General features: G+C 33.5%; 20 protein-coding genes. 11 read left to right on the top strand and 9 right to left on the bottom strand.

What is annotated here, in order from left to right:
• Positions 1-74: 74 nt before the first annotated feature.
• The 3 genes from PMI10_RS06210 to PMI10_RS06200 all read right to left on the bottom strand — a co-directional run bounded on the left by PMI10_RS06210 (position 75) and on the right by PMI10_RS06200 (position 2,235).
• Entirely contained in the window at positions 75-1,025 is a 951-nt protein-coding gene (locus PMI10_RS06210; RefSeq protein ID WP_007805762.1) for a GDP-L-fucose synthase family protein, read from the bottom strand.
• 5 nt (positions 1,026-1,030) lie between these two features.
• Positions 1,031-1,456: an adenylyltransferase/cytidyltransferase family protein gene (locus tag PMI10_RS06205; protein ID WP_007805760.1), complete on the bottom strand. Its 426-nt coding sequence runs from the start codon at positions 1,454-1,456 to the stop codon at positions 1,031-1,033.
• Between the two features lie 161 nt (positions 1,457-1,617).
• Entirely contained in the window at positions 1,618-2,235 is a 618-nt protein-coding gene (locus tag PMI10_RS06200; RefSeq protein ID WP_007805758.1) for an outer membrane beta-barrel protein, read from the bottom strand.
• A 617-nt stretch (positions 2,236-2,852) separates the two neighbouring features.
• Here PMI10_RS06200 and PMI10_RS06195 point away from each other — a divergent pair.
• Both PMI10_RS06195 and PMI10_RS06190 read left to right on the top strand, forming a co-directional pair.
• Complete coding sequence (locus PMI10_RS06195; RefSeq protein ID WP_007805757.1) at positions 2,853-3,818, top strand: hypothetical protein; 966 nt, start codon at positions 2,853-2,855, stop codon at positions 3,816-3,818.
• A 93-nt stretch (positions 3,819-3,911) separates the two neighbouring features.
• Positions 3,912-5,774, top strand: coding sequence for an ABC-F family ATP-binding cassette domain-containing protein (locus PMI10_RS06190; RefSeq protein WP_007805756.1), 1,863 nt, complete (start codon positions 3,912-3,914; stop codon positions 5,772-5,774).
• Between the two features lie 168 nt (positions 5,775-5,942).
• Here the strand turns inward: PMI10_RS06190 and PMI10_RS06185 are convergent, their stop codons facing one another.
• Both PMI10_RS06185 and PMI10_RS06180 read right to left on the bottom strand, forming a co-directional pair.
• Complete coding sequence (locus tag PMI10_RS06185) at positions 5,943-6,311, bottom strand: four helix bundle protein (protein ID WP_007805754.1); 369 nt, start codon at positions 6,309-6,311, stop codon at positions 5,943-5,945.
• Between the two features lie 111 nt (positions 6,312-6,422).
• Entirely contained in the window at positions 6,423-7,973 is a 1,551-nt protein-coding gene (locus tag PMI10_RS06180) for an SDR family oxidoreductase (RefSeq protein WP_035631494.1), read from the bottom strand.
• A 128-nt stretch (positions 7,974-8,101) separates the two neighbouring features.
• Here PMI10_RS06180 and PMI10_RS06175 point away from each other — a divergent pair, with 128 nt between their 5' ends.
• Positions 8,102-8,893 carry an O-methyltransferase gene (locus tag PMI10_RS06175; protein WP_007805747.1) on the top strand — a complete coding sequence of 264 codons (792 nt, stop codon included), beginning with the start codon at positions 8,102-8,104 and terminating at the stop codon, positions 8,891-8,893.
• A gap of 56 nt (positions 8,894-8,949) precedes the next feature.
• On the opposite strand, the gene PMI10_RS06170 is transcribed toward PMI10_RS06175, so the two are convergent.
• The gene (locus tag PMI10_RS06170; RefSeq protein ID WP_007805744.1) at positions 8,950-9,609 is read right to left on the bottom strand and encodes a DUF6565 domain-containing protein; all 660 of its coding nucleotides are present in this window, start codon (positions 9,607-9,609) and stop codon (positions 8,950-8,952) included.
• A gap of 300 nt (positions 9,610-9,909) precedes the next feature.
• Here PMI10_RS06170 and PMI10_RS06165 point away from each other — a divergent pair, with 300 nt between their 5' ends.
• From PMI10_RS06165 to PMI10_RS06135, 7 genes are all read left to right on the top strand, one after another.
• On the top strand, positions 9,910-10,596 hold the full coding sequence (locus PMI10_RS06165) for an ABC transporter ATP-binding protein (protein WP_007805742.1): 687 nt from the start codon (positions 9,910-9,912) through the stop codon (positions 10,594-10,596).
• Positions 10,597-10,675: 79 nt separating this feature from the next.
• Positions 10,676-11,245: a cob(I)yrinic acid a,c-diamide adenosyltransferase gene (locus PMI10_RS06160; protein ID WP_007805740.1), complete on the top strand. Its 570-nt coding sequence runs from the start codon at positions 10,676-10,678 to the stop codon at positions 11,243-11,245.
• Positions 11,246-11,395: 150 nt separating this feature from the next.
• The gene (locus PMI10_RS06155; protein ID WP_007138072.1) at positions 11,396-11,617 is read left to right on the top strand and encodes a DUF2795 domain-containing protein; all 222 of its coding nucleotides are present in this window, start codon (positions 11,396-11,398) and stop codon (positions 11,615-11,617) included.
• Between the two features lie 90 nt (positions 11,618-11,707).
• Positions 11,708-15,049: a preprotein translocase subunit SecA gene (gene secA, locus PMI10_RS06150; protein WP_007805734.1), complete on the top strand. Its 3,342-nt coding sequence runs from the start codon at positions 11,708-11,710 to the stop codon at positions 15,047-15,049.
• Positions 15,050-15,227: 178 nt separating this feature from the next.
• Entirely contained in the window at positions 15,228-15,605 is a 378-nt protein-coding gene (locus PMI10_RS06145; protein WP_035631492.1) for a hypothetical protein, read from the top strand.
• 94 nt (positions 15,606-15,699) lie between these two features.
• Positions 15,700-17,859, top strand: coding sequence for a TonB-dependent receptor (locus tag PMI10_RS06140; RefSeq protein ID WP_007805729.1), 2,160 nt, complete (start codon positions 15,700-15,702; stop codon positions 17,857-17,859).
• A gap of 93 nt (positions 17,860-17,952) precedes the next feature.
• The gene (locus PMI10_RS06135) at positions 17,953-19,545 is read left to right on the top strand and encodes a PepSY-associated TM helix domain-containing protein (RefSeq protein WP_007805727.1); all 1,593 of its coding nucleotides are present in this window, start codon (positions 17,953-17,955) and stop codon (positions 19,543-19,545) included.
• Positions 19,546-19,620: 75 nt separating this feature from the next.
• Here the strand turns inward: PMI10_RS06135 and PMI10_RS06130 are convergent, their stop codons facing one another.
• From PMI10_RS06130 to cysC, 3 genes are read right to left on the bottom strand one after another with little or no spacing between them, the layout of a single operon-like run.
• Positions 19,621-20,286, bottom strand: coding sequence for a TrmH family RNA methyltransferase (locus PMI10_RS06130; protein ID WP_007805725.1), 666 nt, complete (start codon positions 20,284-20,286; stop codon positions 19,621-19,623).
• A gap of 54 nt (positions 20,287-20,340) precedes the next feature.
• Positions 20,341-21,315 carry a sulfotransferase family protein gene (locus PMI10_RS06125; RefSeq protein ID WP_007805723.1) on the bottom strand — a complete coding sequence of 325 codons (975 nt, stop codon included), beginning with the start codon at positions 21,313-21,315 and terminating at the stop codon, positions 20,341-20,343.
• Positions 21,316-21,351: 36 nt separating this feature from the next.
• Positions 21,352-21,885 (bottom strand): adenylyl-sulfate kinase, encoded by a 534-nt coding sequence (gene cysC / locus PMI10_RS06120; RefSeq protein WP_007805720.1) that lies wholly within the window; start codon positions 21,883-21,885, stop codon positions 21,352-21,354.
• 170 nt (positions 21,886-22,055) lie between these two features.
• Between cysC and PMI10_RS06115 the strand changes: the two genes are divergently transcribed.
• Positions 22,056-22,748 carry an SIR2 family NAD-dependent protein deacylase gene (locus tag PMI10_RS06115; protein WP_007805718.1) on the top strand — a complete coding sequence of 231 codons (693 nt, stop codon included), beginning with the start codon at positions 22,056-22,058 and terminating at the stop codon, positions 22,746-22,748.
• The last annotated feature ends 107 nt before the right edge of the window (positions 22,749-22,855 follow it).

The following is a 22,855-nucleotide window of genomic DNA, read 5'->3' as shown; positions in this document are numbered from 1 at the left end:
TGATTAACTGCTTAATTGGTTGTTTCATTATTGGTTAAAAGATTTAGATTTTTCTAACCAATTAAACTTTTTAACTACATTTTTACTTGTTTGAAAACATCACTATTTTCTAAAAACCAATTATATGTTTTCTGAATTCCTTCCTGAAGCTCAATTTTATGTTTCCATCCTAAATTATGCATTTTAGAAACATCCATTAATTTCCTTGGAGTTCCATCAGGCTTAGTAGAATCCCAAATAATTTCTCCTTTATGTCCTGTAATTTGTTGAATGGTTTCCGCTAAATGTTTAATAGTTAAATCTTCTCCAGTTCCTACATTATACAAATAGTCAGGTAATTTATTTTCTAAAGCAAAAACGACAGCCTGAGCCATATCATCTACAAATAAAAATTCACGCATCGGAGTTCCGCTTCCCCAAAGTGTTACAGGTGCATGGCTGTTTTCTTTGGCTTCATGAAACTTTCGAATCATTGCCGGCAAAACATGTGATGTATTTAAGTCGAAATTATCATGTGTACCATACAAATTAGTCGGCATCAAGCTCACGTAATCCTTTCCAAATTGATTTCTAATAGCCTGACATGTTTTTACTCCGGTAATTTTGGCAATTGCATACCACTCATTAGTTGGCTCTAAGGTATCTGTTAATAAATAATCTTCCTTTAAAGGTTGTGGTGCTAATTTTGGATAAATACAAGAACTCCCCAGAAAAATAAATTTCTCCACATTATTTTGTAAAGCTGAATCTATTAGATTATTCTGGATTTGCATATTCTCCATAATAAATTGATATGGATAATCATTGTTAGCTAAAATTCCACCTACACGGGCAGCAGCATCAATAATAACTTCAGGATTTTCCTTAGCCATAAAATCCCGGACAGCCTGCTGATTTCGAAGATCTAATTCTTTACTGGAAACTCCTATTAGATTTGTAAATCCTTTATTAACGAGTGTTCTCCAGATAGCACTTCCGACCATTCCGTTATGCCCTGCAATGTAAATTTTCGTACTGCTTTTCATTTTGCTTAAATTACCTTTAACGCTTCTTTTTCAGCTACTACTTTTCTTAGACCACTGCTTGAAAAACGATGGTCCCTGGTATTAAAATACAGTTCAATTCCTTTGGATTCACAGTATTCACGACCAGTAAAGTTTTTCTCACGGTATTCATCACCAATAATACGTACATCAATTTTAAAAGAACGTAAAATATCTTCTAAGTCCTGTTCAGTAGCATAGGGAACTATTTCATCTACAAATTTACATCCCTTTAATTGAATATAACGTTCTACTACAGTTTGAGTAGGTCTGTTCTTTTCAGGCCGGTCCAAGGTTGGATCGGTCTGCAATGCGCAAATTAAATAATCACATTGACGTTTTGCTTCTTCCAACATCGTAATATGTCCTGCATGAAGCAAATCAAAAGCACTAAATGTAATTCCTGTTTTCATAAACTTTTATTTTAGAATACTAAATCTAAATATTTTTAAAATTGTATTATAAATTATTAATATTATACATAGAAATCAAAAAAATATTTTTTTTTAATCGTTCAATAATCCACTTCAATCTTCGCAGATATCAAAATCGGATTAATAGTTTATTTATTCAATTAATAAGCTGAATCCGCATGGAAACGATTTTGTCCCAAAGCAACCATAAAACCAAAAGTAAGCCCCAACTGACTACCTGACAGCTCTCTTCCAGCTAAATCTCCGTTATAATACATACTTTGTTGCAAAGTAGACTTATAAGTTAAGTCTGCAAAAAAAGAAACTTTTTCGTTTATGGCAATATACGGTCTTGCTCCAATTACCAAAGCAGCTATATTATCACGATTGTTATATTTACTTGACATCACTCCAAGTTCTGCTCCACCATGAACCAATAATCCAAATTGTCCCCCGGTATTTCTTGACAATTCAATAGCATTACCCAAATTATAGCAAAGCTCTAAACCAGCCAATTTTTGATCACTCTTTTGATTTCCATGACTAAACTGATCATAACTTAAAGAACCTATGATTCCAACATTTTCGTCAAACATATAACGTAACGCACCCTGACCATGAACTATTGCTATTGGTCTGTTTTCACCAGATGGTGAAACATTTGATAAAGGCATAGCCAATCCAATTCCAGCTTCCATAAAAAGCTTATCATATCTTATTCTGTATTGAGCTTGTGAAATTGTAGTAATCAATAATAAAGCAAAAAATATTTTTTTCATAAGGGCAATTTTTAAAAATTTGTTATATAATAAATCGGGCAACTTTTTTCTTTGTTTTTTTTAAGATTAATCTAACACTAAACTTTAACGTCAAAATAACGATCAAATTGCAGCTTTAACATTCATAAATGTTTATGTTTTTGCAATTATATTTGAGAAAAAAAATATTTAACATTTTTCTTCTTATAAAATTTTGTAAAACACAACTATTTAAGTACAGCTTCGCTATTCTAACTCCCATTTAGAAAATTAGAAAAAAAAATAAAATTTGTGCAAATGTATTGACAATTTTTAACTATTAAACTTAAAATTAACAAAAAAAACTACGAATAAGGCCCTATATAACTACACCAATCTCAGTATCAACAACATATGCTTTCAATCCAAAAAAGCAACTATTTTAATTTAAAGATAACTAATTTTGTAAAAATAAAGAACCAAATAACATCTTTTTTAACCTTAAAAATCTGATATTATATTAAATTGAAATTTACCCTGTTAAAATTATGATTAATAAAAAAATATTTACATTTATATATTGTCAATCTAAATTTTCAAATTGAACTTTCTTTCAAAACATAACTTTTAAAATTTTAGTTTATTGTATTTTGAATATCATGAAAACATTTTTTTTATTTTTCTTTCTATTCGTTTCCTCAACATATGGCCAAATTTCTGGCTGTACAGATTCTCTTTCGAAAAATCACAATCCCAACGCAACGAAAAACGATGGAAGCTGTTTATATAGCGTATATAAAATAAAACCACAGCATTCGATCAGATTGAGTGATTCTATTAAAGAAACTTCAGGATTAATTGCTTTTGATCATTTATTATGGACACATAATGACGATCATGACAAAACCATTTATGGATTAGATTCTTTAGGAAAAATTAGAAAAAAAATTATTCTCAACAAAGTAGCGAATCATGATTGGGAAGAAATTTCACAAGACAGCACTCATCTATATATTGGCGATTTTGGAAATAATTACCGGGGAAACCGAACCGATTTGCAGATTCTAAGAATTAAGAAAAAGTCTTTTTTAGAAGAGAATTCGATTATTGATACGATTTCATTTTCGTATCCAAACCAAACCGATTTTAAACCTCAGAAAGGAAATACAACCAATTTTGATTGTGAAGCTTTTATTGTATCAAAAGATAGTATTTATTTATTTTCCAAAGAATGGAGTTCTTCTAAAACGAGTATTTATGTTTTACCAAACCAACCTGGAAAATATATTGCCAAATTAAAAGAAATCTTAAATACAGAAGGTTTGGTAACAGGCGCTGTATATTTAGAATCAAAAAAACTGATTGTACTTTGCGGGTATTCAAAAAAAGGAAAATCTTTTTTATATCTTTTATACGATTTTAAAGATTATGATTTTTTGTCAGGAAATAAACGAAAAATCAATCTTAAACTTCCATTTCATCAAATTGAAGGTATTGCAACAAAAGATGGTTTACATTATTACCTAACCAATGAATCCTTAATACGAAAACCCATTTTGAATGTTCCTCAGCAAATTCATTATTTTGACTTAAGTTCTTTATTGAATTCTTATCTCCATAAATAATTCGCAAATAGCAATATAATAGCTTACTTTTGCAAAAAAGTTGTGTTTTGTAAAATATTCACAGCTTATAATTTATAACTCATAATTTACAAAGTGAATTACTTATCTGTAGAAAATATATCGAAGTCGTTTGGGGAAAGAACCTTATTTGACAACATCTCATTCGGAATCAATAAAGATCAAAAAATTGCTTTTATTGCCAAAAATGGTTCCGGAAAAACAACCATTATGAGCATTATTAATGGTTTGGACGAACCAGATACAGGTCAGGTAGTTTTAAGAAAAGGAATCAGAATGGCTTTTCTTTCGCAAAATAACAATTTGCAGGAAGAACTGACTATCGAAGAAAGTATTTTCGCTTCAGACAATGAAACTCTTAAAGTAATTGAAGCTTATGAAAAAGCATTAGAGAACCCAGATGACGAAGAAGCCTACCAAAAAGCTTTTGACGGAATGGATCAGCATAATGCGTGGGATTTCGAAACACAATACAAACAGATTCTTTTCAAATTAAAACTGGAAGATTTTAAACTAAAAGTAAAAAACCTTTCCGGTGGGCAGAAAAAACGTCTTTCATTAGCCATCATTTTGATCAATCGACCAGATTTATTGATTCTGGATGAGCCAACCAACCATTTAGATCTTGAAATGATCGAATGGCTTGAAAGTTACTTTGCCAAAGAAAATATTACGCTGTTTATGGTTACGCACGACCGTTTCTTTTTAGAGCGTGTTTGTAACGAAATTATCGAATTAGACAACGGAAAATTATACCAATACAAAGGAAATTACTCTTATTATTTAGAGAAAAAAGAAGAGCGGATTGCCTCCGAAAACGCAAGTGTTGACAAAGCCAAAAATTTATTTGTAAAAGAATTAGAATGGATGCGCCGTCAGCCAAAAGCGAGAACGACAAAATCGAAATCACGCCAGGATGATTTTTACGTAATTAAAGAAAAAGCGCAAAGTCGTCGTCAGGAAAATAAAGTTGAACTTGAAATTAATATGGAACGTATGGGAAGCAAAATTCTTGAGCTTCACAAAATTTCTAAAAAATTTAAAGACCACGTTATTCTTGATAATTTCAGCTTTGATTTCCAACGAGGAGAACGTATCGGAATTATTGGTAAAAACGGAACCGGAAAATCGACTTTTTTAAATCTTCTAACGGGAGCACTTCCGCTTGATAGTGGGCGTGTGGTAAAAGGAGAGACCATAAAAGTGGGTTATTACACGCAGAGCGGAATCAATCCGAAACCAAATCAGCGTGTTATCGATATTATTAAAGAATATGGTGAATTTATTCCGCTTGCAAAAGGCAGAATGATTTCGGCTTCGCAATTATTAGAGCGTTTTCTTTTTGATGCTAAAAAACAATATGATTTTGTCGAAAAATTAAGCGGTGGTGAATTAAAACGTTTGTATTTATGTACTGTTTTGATTCAGAACCCTAACTTTTTAATTCTCGATGAGCCCACAAACGATTTAGATATTGTTACGTTAAATGTTCTTGAAAGTTTCCTTTTAGATTATCCGGGATGTTTATTGGTAGTTTCACACGACCGTTATTTTATGGACAAAATTGTCGATCACTTATTTATTTTTAGAGGAAATGGTGAAATCGAAAATTTCCCGGGAAACTATTCTGACTTTAGAGCTTATGAAGATAGCGCTGATGTTGCCCAAAAAGAAGAGAACAAAGCCGAAAAGAAAGATTGGAAACAAAATAATCCGACTGGAAATTTAACTTTTAACGAGCAAAAAGAATATCAAAAACTGGAAAAAGAAATTAAAGATTTAGAAGTTGACAAAACTAAAATTGAACAATTATTCTCTGACGGAAAAGTTGTAGATGCCGATATTGAGAAAAAAGCAAACGAATTGCAAAACATCATCAATAAAATAGACCAGAAAGAAGAACGCTGGTTTGAGCTTTCTGCGAAGATCGAAGGTTAATTTTAGTATTAAAGTCACAGTGGCAGTGTTCAGTCATATTGTCGATTTTTTTTAGTTTAGAATTAAATTATAAAAAACCATAACAAAATGAGTTTTTGTTATGGTTTTTTTATATCTCTTAATCTTAGGCTAATTAAATTTAAACAGTATTGTATTCAAAAAAGAAATCTATATTGTACAACCAAATTTATTGGGATTGTTTATCATGTAGTTAATCAACTTTCCAATTTCTAAACTTTTATTATTTAAATTATCATATGTATCTTTATTAATGTAGTTGCATTGTAATGAAAATTCTAACCAAACATTTGTTTCTGAATTTTCTGCATCACTATCTGTCAACTTGCTTATAAAATGATTTACATATCTTCTTTTTCTATATGACTCAGAAATATTAGCACTTACACTCCTTGATGAACGACGTATTTGATCAGTAAGAGAATATTTTTCTTCCGATGGAAATGATTTTGATATTTCGAAAATTTCCATAGCAAGTTGAAATGATCTTTTATAAGCCAGTAATTCTTTAAAATCCATAAATTTAATTTTTTACAAGGATAATAAAAAAATAAGAAAAACCTTCTTTTTATTTGGAGAAAAAAAATACAGACTGAGACTAAAAACTGAGACTGAGACTTACAATTACAATTACCATGGAATCGGATTGTAGTCTTTCAAAAACTTTCCACACCAATGTTTCCCTGTATTAATACCATCAAACAAAGGATCCATAACACGCGCTGCACCATCGACAATATCCAATGGCGGTTGAAAATCCTCCAGTTCTTGTTTCTTCTTGGCTAATTCAGCGGGATCTTCGTCAGTTACCCAACCTGTATCTACTGCATTCATAAAAATACCATGTTTTGCCAGCGTACCGGATGAAGTATGCGTTAGCATATTTAGAGCGGCTTTGGCCATATTGGTATGCGGATGACGGTCCTCTTTAAAAAAGCGATGAAATTTCCCCTCCATTGCCGAAACATTGATAATATGTTTTTGTCCTGTATTGTCTTTCTTCATTACTTCCGAAAGGCGATTACACAATACAAAAGGAGCAACCGAATTCACCAATTGAACTTCAATCATTTCAGTCGTCTCTATTTGACCCAGACGCAAACGCCAGCTATTTGTTTTCCTCAAATCTACTTGCTGCAAATCGGCATCCAATTCTCCTTCCGGAAAAACTTCATTTGCTACCAGGGCATTATCAAAAGAATATGGTATTTGAGATAATTTGGCCGAAGCACGTAACCCAATTCCAGGTTCTGGTCCGTGCCATGTTACCGGCATATTTTGATTGGAAGAAGCACCTGCTGTCAATATTTTTAATTCATCCAGGCAATTAGTATGATCCAATAATAATTCCCGGGCCTGCTTTGGCAAAGAACCTATTGATCGCTCCTCATTCTCCATTAAATGAGTATAAAATCCGGCAGGACGTCTCACCGTTTGTGCAGCATTATTGATCAGAATATCCAGGCGTTCGTATTTTTGTTCAATAAAATTGCAAAAAATCTCCACACTGGGAATATGCCGCAAATCTAATCCGTGAATTTTTAATCGATGTCCCCACTCTAGAAAATCATCTTCTCTAGAAAAACGCAGCGCAGAGTCAACAGGAAAACGGGTTGTTGCAATAACAGTTGCTCCAGCCCGCAAAAGCATCAAAGTAATATGATAACCAATTTTTAACCGGGACCCCGTAATAACAGCCACCTGCCCTTTTACATCAGCTGTTTGAAAACGTTTCGCATAATTAAAATCACCACAATCGGTGCACATTGTATCATAAAAATGATGCATTTTAGTAAAACCTGTTTTACATACATAACAGTTTCCGGGCTTTTCTAATTCTAATTGTTCTTTATGAGCGAGATCATTAAAAGCTAATAATTTTGGGGCAACAAACACACTAGCTTCACGGGCATAACGAATTCCGGTTTCTTTACGTGCCGTTTTGTCTTTCTTTTCCATTTTACGTTTAGCGGCTTGTTTTCCATCCTTAATTCTTCTGGAAAACTCTCCTCTATCCGGTCTCGAAAACATTCCTGCAGCTTTAATCAATGCTATTCTTTGATCTTTCGGAATATCAAATATCTGATCTGTATCATTATTTAATTGTGCCAGAATAGCAATACATCGATCAATTTCTTCGGAAGTTATTACACTCTTATCCTCTTTTTCTTCCTTTAACATCATAAAATGTGTATTAATTTCAAGGTCGCAAATATAGTCTTTTAAGACACAATAAAACTTCTTAAAACCTATGCTTTTGGGTATTGTCTTTGCTTTTGTATCTTCGCGGCTACTTTATAAATGTTTCTATGCTATTTCAAATAAAATCATACATTAAATTCCTTTGGCATTCAAAAAACGAACATGCAGTTCATTCGCCGTTTGTGTTTAATTTATTGACGAAGTGTTTTTACGATAAAAAGCCAAAACCTGAATATCTAATCCTTAAGAAGTATCGAAAATCACTACTTGAAAATAAAAATTTTATTGAAGTAACTGATTTTGGTGCCGGTTCAAGAGTTTTTAAATCAAACAGAAGACAAATTTCTAAAATTGCAAAAACAGCAGGAATTTTACCAAAACGTGCCGAATTATTATTCAGGGTTACCAATTATTTTAAACCGGAAAACATTCTTGAAATAGGAACTTCATTAGGTTTAGCAACTTCTGCCCTGGCGTTGGGAAATCCAAAAGCAAAAGTAATTACTTTAGAAGGTTGTTCTGAAACAGCAAATCAATGTCAATTACAATTACAAAAATTCAATTTCAATAATGTAAATTCAATTGTAACAGAATTTGAAAAATATTTTCAAGATATCAAACTGAGACTGAAAACTGAAACTGAAAGCTACAACTTAATATATTTTGACGGAAACCATTCGAAAAAAGCCACTTTAGCTTATTTTGAATTTTTATTACCAACTATCGACAATGATTCTGTTTGGATTTTTGATGATATTCATTGGTCATTGGAAATGGAAGAAGTCTGGGAAATTATTCAAAACCACTCAAAAGTGACTGTTACAATAGATACTTTTCAATGGGGATTTGTGTTTTTCAGACGTGAACAGAAAAAAGAGCACTTTGTGATTCGGGCATAAAAAAAATGACAACCATTTCTGATTGTCATTTTTACTAAATAAAACCAATTAACCTATTATTTTTTAGCGGCAGCCGTTTCTTCAGATTTAGCTCCCATTCTGTTTAGGGTATACATTGGAGCAAATTTTAATTTTAAACCTGCAATTTTTCTATTATCTTCAGAGGTAAGTCCTTCTTTTTCGACTGTGTTTTTACGACTGTCAAGAGCTTCATACATCAATTTGATTTCATCCCAGTCTTCACGGGAATATTTATCTTTGTTATCTTGCACAGTATTAACAAATTGTTGATAAACACTATGAATATTTTGGGCATTTACCCAACTAAAACTCATGTCATTACCAATCTTTCCTTCACCAAATAAAGCATTACGCAATTGTTGTTTAGCACTGGGTGCCGGTGGGGCAAAAAGGGTAGTCATCTCATTTTTGAATTCTTCGTATTTTATTTTACTTGTATTTATTTTTTCAGTCTCGGCTGCATTTTCTTTAATATCGGCAAGTGCCAGTTGAGCATTTTCTGCTCTTCTGTCATATTCTGCCTCAACATCTTTCCAGTTTTCTTTTAAATTGTCAGCTGAAACATTTTTCACAGAATCGACGTAGGTTACATAGGAGTCGATTGTCTTTTTGGCTTTTTCCTGTTTTTCATCCTTACAAGATGTAAGACTTAGAGTTATTAATAAAATCCCTGATAAAATTTGTATGTTTTTCATAATCTTGATTATTTAAATATTAGATAACAAATATAGTTAAAAAACTGAATAAAAGTAAATTATTAATAATAAATTAGCTTTTATTTTATAAATAATTTAATTAAAATTACAAAATATGACAATTATGTAAAAATAACTTAAAATCATATAACAACATATTTTTCAATTTAAAGTATGCTTTTAAAATTAAACATGTAATCATTAAAATAACCCCGGCCTTGTAACAAAAATCAATTAAAGGCTACTCATCGATTATTGAAAAGTGTTTTGTACTTTTAAAATCAAAATTGTAAAAACGAAATGGCAAATCCATTAATTAAAATAACGGACATAAAACGAGATTTTGTTCTTGGTAACGAAATAGTGTATGTCTTAAAAGGGATTGATTTAGAAATAAACAAAGGAGAGTATGTAGCTTTAATGGGGCCTTCAGGATCAGGGAAATCTACTTTAATGAATTTACTTGGTTGTTTGGACACACCAACTTCCGGACGTTATGTGTTAAACGGAAAAGATGTGAGCCAAATGAAAGACGATGAATTAGCAGGAATCCGAAACAAAGAAATTGGTTTCGTTTTTCAGACATTTAATCTTTTGCCCAGAACTACTGCTTTAGACAATGTGGCTTTACCCATGATTTATGCCGGACATTCCAAATCAGAACGTATAGTCCGTGCGACAGAAGTTCTAAAACAAGTAAATCTTGCCGATAGAATGGATCACCAGCCAAACCAGCTTTCTGGAGGACAGCGCCAGCGTGTGGCAATTGCCCGTGCTTTGGTCAATAAGCCCTCTATTATTTTGGCCGATGAACCAACCGGAAACTTAGACAGTAAAACTTCTGTAGAAATTATGAAGCTTTTTGGAGACATTCATGCACTAGGAAATACTGTAATTCTGGTAACGCACGAAGAAGATATTGCAGCCTACGCTCATCGCGTAATTCGTTTGAGAGATGGAATGATTGAAAGTGACACTATCAAATAATTGTAGATTTCTGATTTTAGAATTCCGATTAAAAATCTAAAATCTAAAATCAGAACTCTGAAATCTAAAAATTACAAAAATGAAAGTATATACAAAAACCGGAGATAAAGGAACAACGGCTCTTTTTGGAGGCACACGTGTTCCTAAAGATCATATCCGTATTGACAGCTACGGCACAGTTGATGAATTAAATTCTTATATAGGTCTCATTCGCGATCAGGAAATCAATTCGTATTATAAAACCATTTTAATAGAAATTCAGGATCGATTATTTACAGTTGGCGCCATTTTGGCAACTCCGGAAGAAAAAGAAGTATTGAAAAACGGTGAACTTCGATTAAAAAATCTCGGAATCATTGATACTGATATTGAATTGTTAGAAAACGAAATTGATAAAATGGAAGAAAGCCTTCCACAAATGACTCATTTTGTTTTACCGGGCGGACATCCTACCGTGTCACATTGTCATATTGCACGTTGCATATGCCGTCGTGCAGAGCGTCTGACAGTACATTTAAGTCATAATGAACACGTTCCTGAAATCGCAATTCGATACCTAAACCGACTTTCTGACTACCTTTTTGTCTTGGCACGGAAGTTGTCGTCAGACTTAAAAGCGGATGAAGTGAAGTGGATTCCGCGAAAGTAAACAGTTCCGATTTTTCAGTTTTTAGACTGCAAACTGGCACCGAAAACTGAATATTTATAGAGACGTTCTTAAATTTTATTAAAATAAATCAAATTTTACTTGTCTTTTTCAGTAAAAAATTTATTTTTGCACAAACTAAACAGATAACAGATGTATTGGACATTAGAATTAGCATCTTATTTAAGTGATGCACCATGGCCTGCTAACAAAGACGAACTTATTGATTACGCTATTAGAGCTGGGGCTCCATTAGAAGTAGTAGAAAACCTTCAGTCAATTGAGGATGAAGGAGAGATATATGAATCAATGGAAGAAATTTGGCCTGATTATCCAACAGACGAAGATTATCTTTGGAATGAGGATGAATATTAAAAAATAAACCAAAGGAAAAAGTCTCTCATCAAGGAGGCTTTTTTTTTGGCTCAAAATACACATTTACATAATATAGAAATACAATAAATCATGAGTTTCATAAACAGTATTATTAAAGTCTTTGTAGGTGATAAATCACAGAAAGATGTCAAAGCTTTACAACCGTATTTAAACAAAATTAAAACATTCGAAACCAGCTTAACGAGTTTGTCTCATGACGAATTAAGAGCCAGGACCGCATTTTTTAAAGAAAAAATAAAAGAAGCCAGAGCTGATAAAGATGCTAAGATTGCTTCGCTTAAAGCCGAAGTTGAAAATATTGAAGACATCGATAAAAGAGAAGATCTTTATGATGCTATAGATGCCCTTGAAAAAGAAGCATATGAAATCTCCGAGAAAACATTATTAGAAATTCTTCCGGAAGCTTTTTCTGTTGTTAAAGAAACTGCCCGTCGCTTTAAAGACAATTCTTTTATTGAAGTTACCGCAACCGAAAAAGACAGAGAATTCTCTGCTGCCAAAACATATGTTACTATTGAAGGTGACAAAGCTATCTGGGCTAACAAATGGAATGCTGCCGGTAAAGAAATTACCTGGGACATGATTCATTATGATGTTCAGTTAATTGGCGGAATGGTTTTACACGAAGGTAAAGTTGCCGAAATGCAAACGGGTGAAGGTAAAACGTTAGTGGCTACGCTTCCTCTTTACTTAAATGCTTTAACCGGAAACGGAGTTCACTTAGTAACTGTGAATGATTACCTTGCAAAACGTGACAGTACATGGAAAGCACCTTTATTCGAATTTCATGGTTTAACAGTTGATTGTATTGATAATCACCAGCCAAGTACTGAACAAAGAAAAAAAGCATACGACGCTGATATCACTTACGGAACCAATAATGAATTTGGTTTTGACTACTTAAGAGATAACATGGCGCATTCGCCGAGCGATTTAGTGCAAAGAAAACATAATTACGCTATTGTCGACGAGGTCGATTCTGTATTAATTGATGATGCAAGAACACCACTTATTATTTCAGGACCGGTTCCTCAGGGAGATCGTCATGAATTTAATGAGTTGAAACCAAAAATTGAAAACTTAGTAAGTCAACAACGCCAGTTAGCAAATGGTTTCCTGGCTGAAGCTAAAAAATTAATCAAAGAAGGAAACACTAAAGAAGGTGGATTCTTATTGTTAAGAGCTTACAGAAGTTTACCTAAAAATAAAGCATTAATTAAATTTTTGAGTGAAGAAGGAATTAAGCAATTACTTCAAAAAACCGAAAATCAATACATGCAGGATAACAATCGCGAAATGCATAAAGTGGATGAAGCTTTGTATTTTGTTATTGAAGAAAAAAACAATCAGGTTGAATTGACTGATAATGGTATCCAATACCTTTCTGGAGATACAGATTCAGACTTTTTCGTACTTCCGGATATCGGAACTGAAATTGCAGCTATCGAAAAACAAAAACTGGACAAAGATGCTGAAGCAGAAGCAAAAGAAAGATTATTTCAGGATTTTGGAGTAAAAAGCGAGCGTATCCATACTTTAACGCAACTTTTAAAAGCTTACGCTTTATTCGAAAAAGATGTAGAATACGTGATCATGGACAACAAAATTATGATTGTCGATGAACAAACGGGTCGTATCATGGATGGCCGTCGTTATTCTGATGGTTTACACCAGGCAATTGAAGCTAAAGAAAATGTAAAAATCGAAGCTGCTACACAAACATTCGCTACAGTTACTTTACAAAACTACTTTAGAATGTACAGCAAATTGGGCGGTATGACAGGTACAGCTGTGACTGAAGCCGGAGAGTTATGGCAGATTTATAAATTAGACGTTGTTGAAATTCCAACCAACCGTCCGATGTCAAGACAAGATAAAGAAGATTACATTTATAAAACCACACGTGAAAAATTCAATGCTGTAATTGAAGATGTCACACAATTATCAAATGCAGGAAGACCTGTTTTAATTGGAACAACTTCTGTGGAGATTTCAGAATTGTTAAGCCGAATGTTGAAAATGAGAGGCGTTACACATAACGTTTTGAATGCTAAAATGCACAAACAAGAGGCACAAATCGTAGAAGAAGCAGGAAAAGCCGGAGTTGTAACTATTGCTACCAACATGGCTGGTCGTGGTACCGATATTAAATTATCTCCAGAAGTAAAAGCTGCCGGAGGTTTAGCGATCGTAGGTACAGAACGTCATGATTCCCGTCGTGTAGACAGACAGTTGCGTGGTCGTGCAGGACGTCAGGGAGATCCGGGAAGTTCTCAGTTTTATGTTTCTCTTGAAGATAACCTAATGCGTTTATTTGGTTCCGAAAGAGTTGCTAAAGTAATGGACAGAATGGGATTACAGGAAGGCGAAGTTATTCAGCATTCTATGATGACTAAATCTATTGAGCGTGCTCAGAAAAAAGTAGAAGAAAACAACTTTGGGGTTCGTAAACGTTTATTAGAATATGATGACGTAATGAACTCACAACGTGAGGTAGTTTACAAACGTCGTCGTCACGCATTATTTGGTGAGCGTTTGAAACTGGATATTGCAAACATGCTTTATGATACTTGCGAATTAATCGTAAGTCAGACAAAACCAATAAATGATTTCAAAAATTTCGAATTTGATTTGATTCGTTATTTCTCGATCACTTCTCCAATTTCTGAAGCTGATTTTGCAAAATTAACTGATATTGAAATCACAGGAAAAATATACAAGGAAACTTTAGCTTTCTATACTGAAAAAACAGAACGTAGTGCCCGAGAAGCTTTCCCAATCATAAAAGGAGTTTACGAAGAGCCAAACAATCATTTTGAGCGTATCGTAGTTCCATTTACAGACGGAATAAAAACGTTAAATGTGGTAACTGACCTGAAAAAAGCGTATGAAAGCGAAGGAACACAATTAATTGCTGATTTCGAGAAAAACATCACACTTTCTATTGTTGATGAAGCCTGGAAAAAACACTTACGTAAAATGGACGAATTGAAACAATCTGTTCAATTAGCTGTTCATGAACAAAAAGATCCATTACTTATCTACAAATTAGAAGCCTTCAATTTGTTCAGAGGAATGTTGGACAACGTAAATAAAGAGGTGATTTCATTTTTATTCAAAGGTGATTTACCAGCTCAAAACGTTCCTGAGATTCACGAAGCAAGAGAAGTTCGTCAAAAAGAAAACTTCAAATTAAGCAAAGACGAAATTGTAAACAGCGAAAACATCAATCGCGAAGCCGGAGAAACACAACAACGTCAGGTTACGGAAACCATTGTGAGAGATATGCCAAAAATCAATCGTAATGATACTGTAACTGTTCAGGAAATTGCTACAGGTAAAACTGAAACAATGAAATTTAAAAAAGCAGAAACCTTATTAGCTTCAGGAGCCTGGGTTCTTGTTAAATAATAAAAGTTCCAGTGTACAGTCACAGTTTACATTCTGAAGACTGAAAACTGTGACTAAAAACTCAAATTATCCCCAACTACTGTTGTAATTGGGGATTTTTTTTTGCAAAATGACAAAAATCATACTGTTTAAAAATAATAAAAATGTACTTTTGCAATCGTAAACAACGAAACAACTTTTGAAAAAGTTAATCATCATATTTCTTTCCTGTATGCTTTTAGTGCCATCATTTGGCAGTTTCTTTGTTTATACGGCATTCAAATTAAATCAGGAAGAAATTTCAAAAACCATATGCGTACAGCGAAAAATGGTTTTTAATAGTTGTAACGGTCGTTGTGAACTTCAAAAAAGTTTAAAAAAATACTCCGATAACGAAAAAAGAATGCAAAACAATCTGAAAGAAAAAGCAGAAGTAGTTTACATTCAGAATACAACTTTAAATAATTTCAAACTAGTAGAACTGATTGAATCAAAAGCAAAACTTTTCGCTTTTAATGACAACAAACCAATATCGGTTTCAAATACTACTTTTCATCCCCCATCCTATTTTATATAAATTTTAGTCTCCCTTTTCAATACAAATTGAAAGGTCTTTTCTTGGTTTAAAGCCAAAGAATACCGGTTACTTTTTAAAATTTATATAATTTAAAATGAAAAATATATACTTTACCCTGTTAATCATAGGGCAATGTGTTTTTGCACAAAACAAAGTAGAGCAGGACACAACCAAATCTCAGGAACTTGAAAATGTTTTTGTAACTGCCAACCGTACGGCAACTTTACGTAAAGAAACTCCAGTTGCCATCAGCAAAATAACGGCAAAAACCATTAACGAAACCAAAGCCACTGCCGTTTACGAAATCATCAATAAAACACCCGGTGTATTAATGGTCAATTTAGGAAACGAACAACACATGATGTCGATTCGTCAGCCAATGACAACAAATGCCTATTACTTATATCTGGAAGACGGTTTGCCAATTCGACCAATGGGAATCTTCAATCACAATGCTTTACTTGAAATTAATCAATATAATTTGCAAAGTATCGAAGTGGTAAAAGGACCTGTTTCTTCATTGTACGGCCCCGAAGCTGTTGGCGGAACTATCAATTTAATTTCACTAAAACCACCTGTTGATCCCGAATTTAAATTTGGAATTCAGGCAGATAATTACGGCTACAGAAGATTTCAGGCAGCTGGTGGCGCAACAATAGGCAAAGTTGGTTTTCATATTGCGGGGATTTCAAGTTTACAGGAAAACGGCTGGATGACATATTCAGATTACAATAAAGATAATCTGAATGCCCGAATCGATTATAATATCTCACCTTCTACCCGATTGATCAGCAATACCATGTACGGAAAATATTATTCGGACATGAGCGGAAGTGTTAACGAAGAAGCCTTTAACAATAGAACTTATAAAAGCACAACCGATTTCACTTATAGAAAATCTGATGCTTTGCGTACACGATTAACCCTTGAGCATGATTGGAACGATAATTCAAGCAGTTACATCACAGGTTATTTACGTGACAATAAATTAGGTCAAAATCCTTCTTACGGAATCAAATGGAGTCCAACTGTAAACCCTACAACCGCTAAAGGTGAAGTAAACTCGAATAACTTCAAAAGTTACGGAGCTATCGGTCAGCATACTCAAAAAATCGACTTCCTACATACAAAAATTGTTGCAGGAGCTTTATATGATTATTCACCTGTAACCTATTGGTCATATGTTATTGATTTGAAAGCAAATCTAAATCCTGGTGAGGCAGGAAAACAAACCGTAGATTCTTATGAAATTATTGCGGAGCATCCTGACTCAAAACTGGCAGATTATTCCGCTGATATTTTCAACACAGCCGGGTATGCTCAGGTAAGTTTTAATCCAATCGAAAAATTAGTTATTACGCTTGGCGGCCGTTACGACAATATGAAAGTAGATTATGAAAATGCTTTAGATAATTCTTCCGGAAGCAAAGTATATGACAAAGCAACTTTTAAAGTTGGAGTCAATTATAATCCGGTAGAATTTGCAGGTTTTTATGGCAACTATTCACAAGGTTTTGCACCTCCCGGAATTACTTCAATCTTTAGAACTAAACCCGGAACTGGTGGTACAACTGGAGTCCCGGCAGATTTTTATTATAACCTGGAACCGGCAACTTTTGACAACTATGAAATTGGCGGATGGTTTTCATTCTTGGAAAATAAATTAAATTTTGATTATGCCCTTTATTATATGGAAGGCAAAAACGAATTATTAAATATAAAACTTGCAGATAATTCAACATATTATCGTTCTGCCGGAGAAACGCGTCATAAAGGACTTGAGTTCGGTGCTTCATACAAACCATCAAAACAATTTAATATTCGTCTTGGCGGAACTTATGCACAACATACCTATATTGATTTTAAACTTTCGGACAAACCATCAGATCCTGTTCAGAATTTAAACGGAAAAGAAATGCCGGCAGCACCAAAATGGTCCGGGAACTCAGAGATAAGTTATTATCCAAACTGGCTTCCAAACCTAAGAACTTCAATCGAGTGGCAACATGTCGGCAGTTATTACCAGGATCAGATTAATACCGTAAAATATGACGGGTATAATTTATTCAATGCAAGAATTGGTTATCAATGGAAAAAAATAGAAATCTTCGGAAATGTAATGAATCTTACCGATAAATTATACGCTTATAATGTTTCGAGAGCCAACACCACAGGCGCTCAGCCAACTTATACAGCAGCTGCTCCCAGAACATTTGTATTTGGAATACAGTACAATTTTTCATTAAAAAAATAAGTATTAGAAGCTAATCCCGCTGTCCGCTATATCTTTTGCGGCGAACCCCGCCACAAAAGGATATCGCTCCCATCGGGGCTAAAAAACCTAACAATGAGCAAAGAAAAAAAACCAAAAAAGAAAGATTCTAAATTTATCAAAAAAATCAAACAGCACATGTATAAGTGGCATCGTGTTATTGGTTTAGTCACCATTATTCCTGTAATTTTCTGGACATTATCAGGATTGATGCATCCGTTTATGGCACATTTCTTCAAACCGGAAATCGCCCGAGATAAACTGGAACAACAAACCATTGATAAAAAGCAACTGCATTTTTCGATTCAGGAAGTTCTGAAGAAAAACAGTATCAACGATTTCAAAAACTTTCGAATAGTTCAATTTGACAATACCACTTTTTATCAGGTCAAAATGATTCCTGGTGATTTATTATATTTCGATACTTCAAATGCTAAAAAACTGGAAAACGGAGATCAAAAATATGCCGAATGGCTTTCAAGATCTTTTTTAGACGACCAGAAAAGTGCTGTAAAAAACAGTGAAATTGTAACCGAATTTACTTCGCAATACAAATACGTAAACCGCTATTTACCGGTTTACAAACTGACTTTCGATCGTCCTGACACTATGGAAGTTTATGTGGAAACTTCTTCAGGGAAATTAGCTACCTATAATCCAACTTCAAGACAATGGTTTATTTGGTTTTTCGACACTTTTCATAATTGGTCATTTATTGATGCTATTACCAACAATAGTATCCGAATTATTACGATGATTTTCTTGTTATCAATTATCGGGTTTTCTGCTTTAAGCGGCATCTTAATTTATGGTTTATTATGGAAACAATTCAAAAAAACAGATAATGTTCAACCTAAAGGACTAAGAAAATACCATCGCCAAATCGGAATCTGGGTATCTCTTTTTACGCTAACTTTTGCTTTTAGCGGCGCATATCATGCTACTACAAAATGGGCTCCATACACGCTTTCGCAAATGGTTTATGAACCAACTTTTGAAACCAAAGAAATCCCGATTCCCAATACCAGCTTAAATTTAGACTGGAATCGTTTTCAAAACATTAGTATTATTACACTTAACGACACAACTTATTATCGCTGTCAATTGGTTGAAAAAGAAACCAAAAAATTCAAAAAACAAAAATCAGATTCCAATTCTAAATGGAATAAAAAAGAAGACCCAAAATCAGAAGTGGTTTACATCAATGCAACAACCAATCAAATTATGCCAAATATAGATTTAGAATATGCGGAGTTTTTAGCTTATTATTTTACAGACGGTGCACCAAAAGCATCTTGCTGTGAAATGGTCGAAAGTACTGATGAAGAACCTCAGCCTTCTTTGGAAAATGTAAAATTATTAGAATCAAAAGTCTTAACTGATTTCGAAAGCAGGGAGTATGGTTTCGTAAACAAAAGACTGCCGGTCATAAAATTAGCATATGACACACCGGAAAAAACTACATATTTTATCGAAACGGCGACTTCAAGATTAGCTGCTGTGGTTAAAAATTCAGATAAGGTAGAAGGGTATTCTTTTGCCATCTTACATAAATTTTTATTCATGGATTGGGCAGGAAAAAACATTCGCGACCTGACAATGGTTTTGGCAGCGCTAACTATTTTAATTGTTAGTGTTTTAGGCTTTATTTTGTTTTTGAGGAAATAACAAAATTGTCAAATCGAGCGGAGTCGAGATTCTTTTTAATTTATAAGGGTTTCGACTCCGCTCAACCTGACAGCCTTATTCTCTAATATTTTCTTCGTAATAACGAGCTTCTATTCTCTTAATATCTTTAATCGAACTTTTTGCCCATGACAAACGTTTTTCCAAAATTTCATCTTCGGACAATTGCCATGCAATATCTGAATTTCGTAGTCGATTGGTAAGGTTTTGAATGATGATTGCAGCCGAAACAGAAATATTTAAACTCTCAGTAAAACCAACCATAGGTATCTTAAGAAAGCCATCCGCCTTATCTAATATTTCCTGTGAAAGTCCATCGCGTTCCGTACCGAAAAATAAGGCACTTGGTTTTGTAATATCAAAATCCTCCAACAAACAATCGTTTTCATGAGGTGTTGTTGCAATAATCTGATAACCTTGATTTTTTAAAGTGGAAAGACAATTCGTAATCGAATCAAACTGATTGATATCTACCCATTTCTGGGCACCCATTGCAATCTCCTTATCGATTCTTTTACCGTAACGCTGCTCAATAACATTAAGTTCCTGAATCCCAAAAACTTCACAACTGCGCATAACGGCACTCGTATTATGCATCTGAAAAACATCTTCTACAGCAATCGTAAAATGTTTGGTACGATTGGCCAGAACATTTAGAAATCTTTCTTTGCGATTATCAGTAAGTATATTTTCAAGAAAAGCGAGATAATCTAAATCAATCATTTTGGTTTTATTTGCCGCAAAAATACTAAAAAAGAATCGTTAACAAAGTAATCGTTAATTTCTGCCAGCCAACTGTCCAACTAATTTCTCCTCTAATTTTTCATATAACCTATTAACCTTACTGACATCAATTGCTAAATTCTCATCCACAAATGAATCGCCCTTAAAAGTGTTCTTTTTATTTTTAGAATGTTTTTTTAAACGCTCATTCATCTGATCTACTTCTTCGATGTAAAAATCAGCATCCATAATAGTCAGAAATCTTTCTAAAATAGATTTCATCCCTTCTTTATAATTGAATACCGAAACATTTTGATCTGTTTCATGAAAATTATAATAAGCTTCAAAATACTTTTCAAGAACTACTGCACTGTATTGTTGAAAAGTAATTTCCTCAATTTGTTTATTACTTATACCAAAAATAGCGGCCGGAAGTAAATTCGGAACCATATGCATTCCTTTAAGTTTCGAATGCGATTTTAAAACTTCAATTGGGTTTCTGTAAAGCAAAACAAAAGGCAATTCAGGAAAAATTGATCTTAATTCGTCAGCTTCAAATATGTGCCAGGAATCCAGTTTTACAACTAAATTATTTTCTTCCGGAAACCTTTTCTGTCCTAATATTACAATTATGGCTTTGACAAGAGTTCTTTTTTTATCCAGATCAAAAAATTCACTTCTTATAACCTCATCAATAATCGGGGCTTCAGAAACTATTATATTTTGTGGAGAAACTGCTAAAGATTGCGCTAACATCGTAGAACCGCAACGCGATATATGAAATACAAATGCTTTTAACTCAGCAGAAACCAATTGTGCAGACCAATCAATAAGATTTTGTACAGTACTTACAACTTTAAAAAAATTTGAATTGTTGGAATGACTTCTGCATTTTATCATTGTTTCATCAAAAAAAGGATCTGAATACCTTTTTTCTCCCAGATAAATCCATTCAAAATACACCTCTCCATCTTTTTCAATTAACTTATAAGGAATCCAATGTAAAAGAGGGTGATCTATATTTTCCATACACTAAAATTTATTTTATTGTCAGCTTTTATGATCTTAAACAGCATTAGTAATGTTATCTATTATAAAGTAATAAAGTTTATTTGTTGAAACTGATTCCGGTTCTGAATCAGTTTTAAGTGTTAAATCAGCTTTTAAAGGAACTTCGTAAACATCACTTATTCCTGTAAAATTTTTTATCTTATTACTGTCGTTATCCGGCAGAAGTGCTTTTTGGTATAAGCCTTTCGGATCTCTTTTAATGAGATTATCTATCGAACAGTCGAGAAAAACCGTTCTGACAAAATCATATTGTCTTATTTCGTTTCTTAAATCTTCGTAAGGATTTATTACTGACATTAAAACGATAACTTCAGACTGAACAAAATCCTGCCCGACATTAAAAAGCCGCCTGACATTTTCGCATCTGTCATCTTTTGAAAATCCCAGGTCTTTACAAAGTGTTTTTCTGTAAATGTCGCCGTCTACGATTTCAACTTTGTGTCCTTTCTCTACCAGCAAATGCTCCACATTTTTTGCTAATGTAGTTTTACCGGAACCTGAGAGACCTGTAAATTGTATTAGTATCATTTGAAAATTATTTTCACACGTAAAACAAAATGATATAAATCAGCATATTGCTGTTTATTTATAGTAAAAATACTAAAAAAATGATTGCTTTAATAAATTCATTTTTTATAAAATCAACAGTTCGTTTTAGTTGAGAATTGATTATTTTTATTTTTTAGAATCAAATCAAAATGAAGAAAAAATTAGTCGTTCTAACCGGTGCAGGAATTAGTGCTGAAAGCGGAATAAAAACTTTTCGCGACAGCGATGGTTTATGGGAGGGTCATGATGTAATGGAAGTTGCAACTCCGGAAGGCTGGTATAAAAATCAGGAATTGGTATTGGATTTTTATAATAAAAGACGTCAGCAGCTGAAAGAAGTCCAACCTAATTTAGGGCATCAGATTTTGGCCGAATTAGAAAAAGATTTTGATGTACATATTATTACTCAGAACGTAGACGATTTACATGAGCGCGCAGGAAGTACAAAAGTATTGCACTTGCATGGTGAATTACTAAAAGTGAGAAGTACGCAAAACAAAAACCTGATTTTAGACTGGACAGAAGATTTATTTACCGGAGATTTTGACGAAAATGGACATCAGCTGCGTCCGCATATTGTTTGGTTCGGAGAAGAAGTTCCTGCTCTTGAAGAAGCCATTAAAATAGTAGAAGAAGCTGATTATTTTGCCGTAATCGGTACATCTCTGCAAGTTTATCCGGCAGCCGGACTGATTTCGTACACTTACAGCATTACTCCTGTTTTTTATATTGATCCAAAACCGATTTCGATTCCGAATATTCGAAATAAAGTTGAAGTTATTCCTAAAGTTGCTTCTGAAGGTGTTGCGGATTTAAGAGAACGATTAAAAACCGAACACTAATTTCATTAATTTACACTAATTATAACCCGTTGGGTGTAATTATTTTCAACACACTTCGACTCCGCTCAGTGCTGGCTAGAAACATAGATTTTGTAACTTAAAAAAGG

The organism is Flavobacterium sp. CF136 (assembly GCF_000282055.1).
Taxonomy (GTDB): Bacteria; Bacteroidota; Bacteroidia; order Flavobacteriales; family Flavobacteriaceae; genus Flavobacterium.
Note: the sequence above shows the minus strand (reverse complement) of the source record. Positions and strands in the feature narration are given on the sequence as shown.

Bases quoted from the DNA above. Each gene is read 5' to 3' on its own strand.
- PMI10_RS06210 (WP_007805762.1), bottom strand. From the start codon at position 1,025: ATGAAAAGCAGTACGAAAATTTACATTGCAGGGCATAACGGAATGGTC.
- PMI10_RS06205 (WP_007805760.1), bottom strand. From the start codon at position 1,456: ATGAAAACAGGAATTACATTTAGTGCTTTTGATTTGCTTCATGCAGGA.
- PMI10_RS06200 (WP_007805758.1), bottom strand. From the start codon at position 2,235: ATGAAAAAAATATTTTTTGCTTTATTATTGATTACTACAATTTCACAA.
- PMI10_RS06195 (WP_007805757.1), top strand. From the start codon at position 2,853: ATGAAAACATTTTTTTTATTTTTCTTTCTATTCGTTTCCTCAACATAT.
- PMI10_RS06185 (WP_007805754.1), bottom strand. From the start codon at position 6,311: ATGGATTTTAAAGAATTACTGGCTTATAAAAGATCATTTCAACTTGCT.
- PMI10_RS06180 (WP_035631494.1), bottom strand. From the start codon at position 7,973: ATGTTAAAGGAAGAAAAAGAGGATAAGAGTGTAATAACTTCCGAAGAA.
- PMI10_RS06175 (WP_007805747.1), top strand. From the start codon at position 8,102: ATGCTATTTCAAATAAAATCATACATTAAATTCCTTTGGCATTCAAAA.
- PMI10_RS06170 (WP_007805744.1), bottom strand. From the start codon at position 9,609: ATGAAAAACATACAAATTTTATCAGGGATTTTATTAATAACTCTAAGT.
- PMI10_RS06165 (WP_007805742.1), top strand. From the start codon at position 9,910: ATGGCAAATCCATTAATTAAAATAACGGACATAAAACGAGATTTTGTT.
- PMI10_RS06160 (WP_007805740.1), top strand. From the start codon at position 10,676: ATGAAAGTATATACAAAAACCGGAGATAAAGGAACAACGGCTCTTTTT.
- PMI10_RS06155 (WP_007138072.1), top strand. From the start codon at position 11,396: ATGTATTGGACATTAGAATTAGCATCTTATTTAAGTGATGCACCATGG.
- secA (WP_007805734.1), top strand. From the start codon at position 11,708: ATGAGTTTCATAAACAGTATTATTAAAGTCTTTGTAGGTGATAAATCA.
- PMI10_RS06140 (WP_007805729.1), top strand. From the start codon at position 15,700: ATGAAAAATATATACTTTACCCTGTTAATCATAGGGCAATGTGTTTTT.
- PMI10_RS06135 (WP_007805727.1), top strand. From the start codon at position 17,953: ATGAGCAAAGAAAAAAAACCAAAAAAGAAAGATTCTAAATTTATCAAA.
- PMI10_RS06130 (WP_007805725.1), bottom strand. From the start codon at position 20,286: ATGATTGATTTAGATTATCTCGCTTTTCTTGAAAATATACTTACTGAT.
- PMI10_RS06125 (WP_007805723.1), bottom strand. From the start codon at position 21,315: ATGGAAAATATAGATCACCCTCTTTTACATTGGATTCCTTATAAGTTA.
- cysC (WP_007805720.1), bottom strand. From the start codon at position 21,885: ATGATACTAATACAATTTACAGGTCTCTCAGGTTCCGGTAAAACTACA.
- PMI10_RS06115 (WP_007805718.1), top strand. From the start codon at position 22,056: ATGAAGAAAAAATTAGTCGTTCTAACCGGTGCAGGAATTAGTGCTGAA.